Genomic DNA, 7777 nt, shown 5'->3' on the forward strand with positions numbered 1-7777 from the left:
CCCCTGCCCACGGTCGGCCCGGGTACCGGCCCCCAGCAGGCGGTAGGCCCCGGCACGGGCCCACAGCCCGCGCTAGGCCCCGCCTCCAGCCCGCAGCCTTTCGCTCCTCCCGGCACCGGCCCCCTGCCCACGGTCGGCCCCGGTACCGGCCCGCAGCAGGCCGTAGGCCCCGGCACGGGCCCGCAGCCTGCCGTGCGCCCTGACTCCGGCCCGCAGCCGTTCGTCCAGCCCGGCACGGGCCCGCTCCCCGCCCTCGGCACGGGCCCGCAGCAGGCCGTGGGGCCCGGCACAGGCCCGCAGCCAGCGGTCGGCCCCGGCTCCGGCTCCGGTCCGCAGCAGGTCCTCCGCCTCGACAGCGGCCCCCAGCCCGTCATCGGCACGGGTCCGCAGCCCGCGGTCGGCCGGGGCACGGGCCCGCTGCCCGCCATCGAGCCGGTCGCCCCCGCCTACTACGGGACCGACACGGTGGCCATCGCCGCCGCGTCCCCGGAGCGTCCCCAGCCGTACGCCGAACTGGGGATGAACGACGAGGAGTACCGGCGCGTCCGCGGGATCCTGGGGCGGCGCCCCACGTCCGCCGAGCTGGCGATCTACTCGGTGATGTGGAGCGAGCACTGCTCGTACAAGAGCTCCAAGGTGCACCTGCGCCAGTTCGGTGAGAAGGCGCCGAAGAGCGACAAGCTGCTCGTCGGCATGGGGGAGAACGCCGGTGTCGTGGACGTCGGCCAGGGCTGGGCGGTCACCTTCAAGGTGGAGTCGCACAACCACCCCTCCTACGTGGAGCCGTACCAGGGCGCCGCGACCGGCGTCGGCGGGATCGTCCGCGACATCATGTCGATGGGCGCCCGTCCCATCGCGGTCATGGACTCGCTCCGCTTCGGCCCGGCCGATGCTCCCGACACCCAGCGCGTCCTGCCCGGCGTCGTGGCCGGCATCGGCGGCTACGCCAACTCGCTGGGCCTGCCCAACATCGGCGGCGAGACCGTCTTCGACGCCTGCTACGGGCAGAACCCGCTCGTGAACGCGCTGTGCGTCGGCGTGATGAAGCACGAGGACATCCAGCGCGCCACGGCCCCCGGGCCCGGCAACAAGGTGATCCTGTTCGGTGCGCTGACCGGCCCGGACGGGATCGGCGGCGCGTCCGTGCTCGCCTCGGCGACGTTCGACGAGGAGTCCCACCAGAAGCGGCCGTCGGTCCAGGTGGGCGACCCGTTCATGGAGAAGCTGCTCATCGAGTGCTGCCTGGAGCTGTTCAACGAGGACCTCGTGGTCGGCATCCAGGACCTCGGTGCGGCCGGCGTCTCGTGCGCGACGACGGAGCTGGCCGCGGCCGGCACCGGCGGCATGCACGTCGACCTCGACACCGTCCCGCTCCGCGACGAGACGCTCCTCCCCGAGGAGATCCTCATGAGCGAGTCGCAGGAGCGCATGATGGCGGTGGTCACGCCCGACAAGGTCGACCGCTTCATGGAGATCTGCGCCCGCTGGGAGATCCCGGCGACCGTGATCGGCACGGTCACCGACACCGGGCGCCTGGTCATGACGTGGCGCGGCGAGACGATCGTCGACCTGCCGCCGACCACCGCCGCCGACGAGGGCCCGGTCTACAACCGTCCCCTCGCGCCCCCGGCCGACCTCGGCGCGCTGCAGTCCGACACCCCGGGCCGCCTGACCCGGCCGTCCAACGGTGACGAGCTGCGCCGCACGGTCCTGTGGCTGGCGGGCTCACCGAACCTGGCCAGCAAGACGTGGGTGACGTCCCAGTACGACCGGTACGTCCTGGGCAACACCGTCCTGGCCATGCCGGAGAACGCGGGCGTGGTCCGCATCGACGACGAGTCCGGGCTGGGCATCGCGCTGTCCCTGGACGGCAACGGCCGCTACACCCGCCTCGACCCGTACGCCGGCGCCCAACTCGCGCTCTCCGAGGCGTTCCGCAACGTCGCCGCCACGGGCGCGCGGCCCCTGGCCGTCACGAACTGCCTCAATTTCGGCTCTCCGGAGGACCCGGGCGTCATGTGGCAGTTCGCCCGCGCGGTCGAGGGCCTGGCGGACGGCTGCCAGTACCTCGGCATCCCGGTGACGGGCGGCAACGTCAGCTTCTACAACCAGACCGGCTCCGCCCCGATCAACCCGACCCCGGTGGTGGGCGTCCTCGGCGTCCACGACGACGTGCGCCGCCGCGTGAACATGGGCCTCACCACCGACGGCGCCACGATCGCGCTGCTCGGCGAGACCCGCGAGGAGTTCGGCGGCTCGGAATGGGCCCACGTCGTCTACGGGCACCTGGGCGGCCTGCCCCCGCTCGTGGACCTCAAGGCCGAGGCGGCGCTCGCCTCCGTCCTCGTCAACGCCATCCGCGACGGGCTGGTCACCGTCGTCCACGACCTGTCGGACGGCGGCCTGTCCCAGACGCTGGTGGAGTCGTGCCTCCGCGGCAGCCTCGGCGCCCGCATCACCCTGCCGGGCGACCCGTTCGTGGCCCTGTTCAGCGAGTCGGTGGCCCGCGCCATGGTCGCGGTCCGCCCCGGCGCAGAGGCCCGCCTGGCGGCCCTCTGCGAGTCGGCCGGCGTCCCCGTGACCCAGATCGGCGTGGCGGGCGGAGACGCGCTCACCGTGACGGGCCACGGCCCCGACGGCGACAAGCAGGAGCTCTTCAGCATCCCCCTGTACGAGCTCCGCGAGTCCCACGAACGCACCCTCCCGAGCTACGCCGACTAACCCGACCCAACCGAAAAGGGGCGCCCACCGGGCGCCCCTTTTTCGTGTCGGTCCACCGCGGCCGCAGCCGCCCCCGCACGGCCTAGAAGACCGAGATGTGGACGTGGTCGTAGTGGTTGGCGGTGTTGCCGCCTCGGTTCTCCATCATGCGCCAGCCGGGGCTGCGCATGTCGTAGATGCGCTGGCGCCAGATGACGTACTTGATGCCGAGCGAGCTGGCGTGGGAGATGGCGTACTCGGCCACCTGGTCGCCCTGGGTCCGGGCGCTGCCGCTGGCCATCACGCCGCCGGTGGTGACCATGAAGTCGCAGGCGTGGCCGGTGCCGTGGTCCTGCGGGTCGCCGGTGCTGCGGACGCAGCCGATGGTGGGGAAGGGGCCGAACTCCAGGTCGAGCGTGTTCTTGGCCTTGAGCATGCGGGGGGTGACGCCGCCCATCCCGGTGCTCGGCGACTCGGGCTTGTACCGCTTGACCAGGGCCTGGATCTTGGTCTTGCGGGTCCTGAGGTCCTGGATCTCCTTCTTGACCTCGCCCATCTTCGCCTCGGCCTGCTTGCGGGCCTGGACCTGGTCGTTGACGAGCTTCTGGATCTGCTCGACCTTCGTGGCCTGGTTCTGGGCGAGGTGGCTGACGAGGCTGGCGTTGCTGAGGAGTTCGTTCGGGTTGGCGGAGGACAGGAACGTGACCGTGGGGTCCTCGCCGTTCATCATGTACTTGGTCGCGGCGAACCGGGCGACGACGTTGCGGGCCTCGACCAGGTCCCGCTCCAGGACCCTCGACTTGAGGTGGGCCTTCTTCGCGGCGTACTGGGCGTCCTTGAGCTTGGCGAGGTCGCCGCCGAGCTCCTTCTCCAGCTGCTCGATCTGCCTGTTCAGCTTGGCGAACTTCGCGGCGTCACCCGGGTCGAAGGGCGCGGCGGCCGGTGCCGCGGCGCCGGCGGACGGGGTGGCGGTACCGAGCAGCGGCAGCGCGGTCGCGATCGCCACGAGAGCCAGGGCGACGCGTCGTCCGGAACGCATGCCAGTGGAGGCGGGGGTCTCCACGTGCATCTCCTCTCGTCACGGCCGAAGGTCAATGAAGATTAAAGAACCGTCTGTGCATCGCCAAGGCTAGACCCATGAGGCGGGTGAGGCGGTGTGAAGCGCCGGATGCCCGGCTCCTTGCCTGGGAGCCGGGCCATCCTACGTGACGCGACTCACAGTTTCGCCTTGTAGACGAGCCGGTTGGCCTGCTTGCGCAGGCGCTTCAGGCTACGCGTGGAGTTGTCGTTGAGCCACTTCTGCACTTGCGGGAACGTGGCGGACTTGTGGGTGGACAGGTACAGGGCGGCCACCCCGCTGACGTGCGGGGCCGCCATGGACGTGCCCGTGAGGCCCTTGTGGCCGCCTCCGGGCCAGGTGGAGTAGATGCCGTATCCGGGCGCGTTGATGTCGACGCAGGGGCCCCAGTTGGAGAACGTGGCGCGGTTGTCGTACTTGGTCGTGGCGCCCACCGCCATGACCCAGCCCGCACCGGACGGGGAGAACTTGCACGCGTCGGCATTGCTGTTGCCTGCGGCGACGGTGACGAACACGCCGGACTTGGACAGGTTCGTGACCGCGGTGTTGAGGGCGGCCGACTTGGGCCCGCCGAGCGACAGGTTCGCGACGGCGGGCTTGGCGGCGTTGGTGCGCAGCCACTGGACGGCGGCGACGAGGTCGGACACCGAGCCGTCGCCGTTGCAGTCCAGGACGCGGAGGGCGCGGAGCCTGACCCCCTTGGCGACGCCGTAGGTCTTGGCGCCGATGGTGCCGGCGACGTGGGTCCCGTGGCCGTTGCAGTCACGGCCGTCGCCGTTGAACCTGGGGGCCGTCCAGGCGATGGACGCGCGGCCGCCGAAGTCCTTGTGCGCGACGTCCAGTCCGGTGTCGATGACGTAGGCGTTGACCCCGCTGCCGGTGGACTTGTACGTGTAGGTCTTGGAGTAGGTCCGGGAACGCTGGTCGATCCGGTCCAGGCCCCAGGGCAGCGGTGCCCGCTGGGTGCCGTCGATGGAGATGATCTGGTCCTGCTCGATCGCGGCGACGCGGCTGTCGCGCCGCAGCTCGCCGAGCTGGTCGCCGTTCAGGCGGGCGGAGAAGCCGTTCAGGACGCCGTCGAAGCGCTTGACGCCGGCGGCGTCGACCTTCTTGGCGGCCGCGTCGGTGGACGCACCGGCCTTCAGCGTGACGATGTACTGGCCGGGGACCGGGGTGCCCTGCGCGGCCGTGACCTCCACGAGCGAATCGGAGTCGGCGGCGAGCACGGGGAACGCGGCGGCGCCTCCGACGCAGGTCGCGACAACGCCTGCCAGCAGCAGCCTTCGGTGGACAACCCGCAAGGCGGTCTCCTTCTTGCCGGGAGCCCGCGCGCGGCGGCCCCACCACATGATCGATGCGTCGAATGCGGAAGAACCTTAGCGGACCTATCGAGATATAGGACGGCAAATCGGACGGTTGCCCGGTTGTGGCCGGGGCTCAGTCGCGGATGAGCCTGCCGCCGTAGCCGAGGTTGGTCCCCGGGCGGCTCCAGGTGTACTGCAGCGTCCCGTCCGGCTGCCGGGTGACCTGGACGATCCCGGGTGTGCACGGCTTGCCCACGGCGAGGGACATTTTCAGTGCGCTCTCCGTGCCCCTGGTCATGCTGAGGGTGCCCTCGCAGCCCTCCTTGGGGTAGATGGCGCGTCCCGTGGTGCCGCCCACCTCGAACGTGACCTCGACGGGGAACGAGGCGTTGCGGCTGGTGTTGACCAGGGTTCCCTTCCACGTCCCACCGAAGGACGACGGGATTGTGGTCACGGGGCGGTTGTTGGACGCGTTGGCGCTGTCCGGGGGCGGGCTGTCGTCGGCCTTGAGCTGGGGCCACAGCACCAGGGCGATGATGGCGATTCCGACGCCGACGCCTATGAAGAGGGAGAGCGCGACACCTAGGACGTGGTTGCTGGGACGGCGCATCTTGCCGAGAAACCCCCGGGATGAGGAACCGCGTCCACCTTCGTCACGCCCTGCTCCAAGGCCGGGGATGATCGGGGCCGGGTTGGTGGTGTTCGCGGGGTCGTCCAGGTCGATCGCGTCGAACGTGGCGGTCGGGTCTGGGGCGACCGGGTCGAGCCTCATGGTCTGGTCGCTCCGGTCGGGCTTCCGCGGCGCGAACGCGTCGAACGTGGCCGTCTCCTCGAAGGCGGACGGGTCCAGGTCCGAGGCGAGCGGCGCGGGCTTGGCCTCGGGCTCCGACGAGCGTGCGCGGCGCACGCGCGAAAGCTTGCCGAGCAAGGGCAGAGCCGGTGACGGAGCGGTCTCCTCGGCGGAAGGTGAAGGACCGCCTGGGGGAGGGCCCGGTGGGAAGCCCGGAACAGGCATCCCGGGGCTGGCGGTGGGTCCGGCAGGCGCCGGGGTGGAGTGGCCCCCCAGCGGCGCCTGGGGCGGTACAGACGGCGGCATCGGCAGCGCAGGCATCTGTGGCGCAGTGACGGGCGCAGGCGGCTCGGGCTGCGGCGGAGGCGTGGACGAGGCAAGCGCCCGGCCCTCGGTGACCATCGTGGGCGGCATGCGCACCGCGAGCGGGCCGTTCTCGTCCAGGAGCCGCTTCAGGAGGTCCTTCGCCGCCGGACGGACGGCCGGGTCCTTGGCGAACGCGTCGGTGAGCACCTCACGCAGCGAATCGGGCAGCCCGGTGAGGTCGACCTCGTCGTAGACGATGCGCTGCATCACCTCGGACGGCGAGCCCGTCCCGAAGGGGGACCTGCCCGTCGCGGCGAACAGGATGGTCGACGCCCAGGCGAACACGTCCGCGGCAGGCCCGATGCCCCTGCCGCTGAGCTGCTCGGGGGACTTGTAGGAGGGGTCCTCGGTGATGTGCCCGGAGAAGGCCACGTTGACCGCCTCCAAGGCGTGGGCGATGCCGAAGTCGCCCAGCCTGGGGCCGTCCCGTCCCAGGAGGACGTTGCCCGGCTTCAGGTCGTGGTGGACCGCACCGGCCCGGTGGACGGCCGCCAGGGCGATCGCCATGCCCACGGCCAGGCGCTCGACGACCGCGCCACCGCGCGGCCCTTCCTCGTCCACGAGCTGCTGGAGGGACGGGCCGTCCACCCACTCGCTCACCACGAAGGGGAGGTCGCCCTCCACATCGGCGTGCAGGATCGCGGCGGTGCAGAAGCCGGACACCTTCCGGGCGGCGGTGAACGCCCCGGCGAACCGGGACCTGGCGACGGGCTCGCCGCTCAGCCGCACGTGCAGGACCTTCACGGCGACCGGGCCGCCGGCAGGGTCCCTGCCGAGGAAGACGGCGCCCTGCTCACCGACGCCGAGCCGACCCGTGATCTCGTACGAGCCGAGCCTCCGCGGGTCACCCGGCTGCAGGGGCAGCGCCTCGGGCATCTGACGAACCTCCGTGTCCTCCGGGGACCGCGTCCCCGGCCTCCCGATCCCTTCTATGAGCATTCCTCATCTTCGCTGGCGTGGAGGCTACTCCAGCGCGCCGGACGACAAGCGCTCCCCCGGGTCGAGCCGGGTCCTTTCTACCGTCTGCACGCCCTCTCGGGGGCCGCGCCGGTGCAGGTCACCGTGGGCCACGACCCGGTAACGTCAGTGGCGATGTCGCGAAAGTCGCTTTCCCTTGCCCTCCTGAACGAGCAGCGCACCGCGCTCGGCCTGCCCGCGTACACCGGCGCGGACGAGCCCGCCGCGCTCCGCCGCGCGGCCCTGGACACCGTCCTCGCCTCCATCGAGGCGGGGAGCGCCGAACCGTCCAGGCCGGTCGTCAAGGGAGCGGTGCGGTTCCTGCTGGACCGGCTGGCCGAGCTCGCGCCCGGCCGTTCCGTGGAGGTTCGCGTTCCTCCCCATGCCGCGATTCAGTGCATTGACGGGCCGCACCATACCCGGGGGACACCCCCGAATGTGGTGGAGATGGACGCCGCCGCCTTGATCGCCCTGGCCACGGGCAGGTCGGCCTGGGCCGACGCAGTAGCGGACGGACGGGTCCGCGCCAGCGGCGCACGGGCCGACCTCTCCGGTCACCTGCCCCTACCGATCGACCCGCCC

The 7777-nt window shown here is 71.6% G+C and carries 5 protein-coding genes; 2 read left to right on the forward strand and 3 right to left on the reverse strand.

What is annotated here, in order from left to right:
- Nucleotides 1-426 precede the first annotated feature (426 nt).
- On the forward strand, nucleotides 427-2721 hold the full coding sequence (purL, locus tag E1200_RS28675) for a phosphoribosylformylglycinamidine synthase subunit PurL (protein ID WP_131955205.1): 2295 nt from the start codon (nucleotides 427-429) through the stop codon (nucleotides 2719-2721).
- Between the two features lie 82 nt (nucleotides 2722-2803).
- On the opposite strand, the gene E1200_RS28680 is transcribed toward purL, so the two are convergent.
- The 3 genes from E1200_RS28680 to E1200_RS28690 form a co-directional block, all read right to left on the reverse strand.
- The gene (locus E1200_RS28680; RefSeq protein WP_131955201.1) at nucleotides 2804-3763 is read right to left on the reverse strand and encodes a hypothetical protein; all 960 of its coding nucleotides are present in this window, start codon (nucleotides 3761-3763) and stop codon (nucleotides 2804-2806) included.
- Between the two features lie 152 nt (nucleotides 3764-3915).
- Nucleotides 3916-5079 carry a S8 family peptidase gene (locus E1200_RS28685; protein WP_243708901.1) on the reverse strand — a complete coding sequence of 388 codons (1164 nt, stop codon included), beginning with the start codon at nucleotides 5077-5079 and terminating at the stop codon, nucleotides 3916-3918.
- A gap of 136 nt (nucleotides 5080-5215) precedes the next feature.
- Nucleotides 5216-7114 (reverse strand): serine/threonine-protein kinase, encoded by a 1899-nt coding sequence (locus E1200_RS28690; RefSeq protein WP_165950505.1) that lies wholly within the window; start codon nucleotides 7112-7114, stop codon nucleotides 5216-5218.
- A gap of 216 nt (nucleotides 7115-7330) precedes the next feature.
- On the opposite strand from E1200_RS28690, the gene E1200_RS28695 reads away from it, so the two are divergent.
- Nucleotides 7331-7777: sterol carrier family protein (locus E1200_RS28695; protein WP_131955204.1), on the forward strand; the 447-nt coding region annotated here is incomplete at its 3' end.

Origin of the sequence: Actinomadura sp. GC306 (genome assembly GCF_004348665.1) — a bacterium.
In the GTDB taxonomy this organism is placed as follows: Bacteria; Actinomycetota; Actinomycetes; order Streptosporangiales; family Streptosporangiaceae; genus Spirillospora.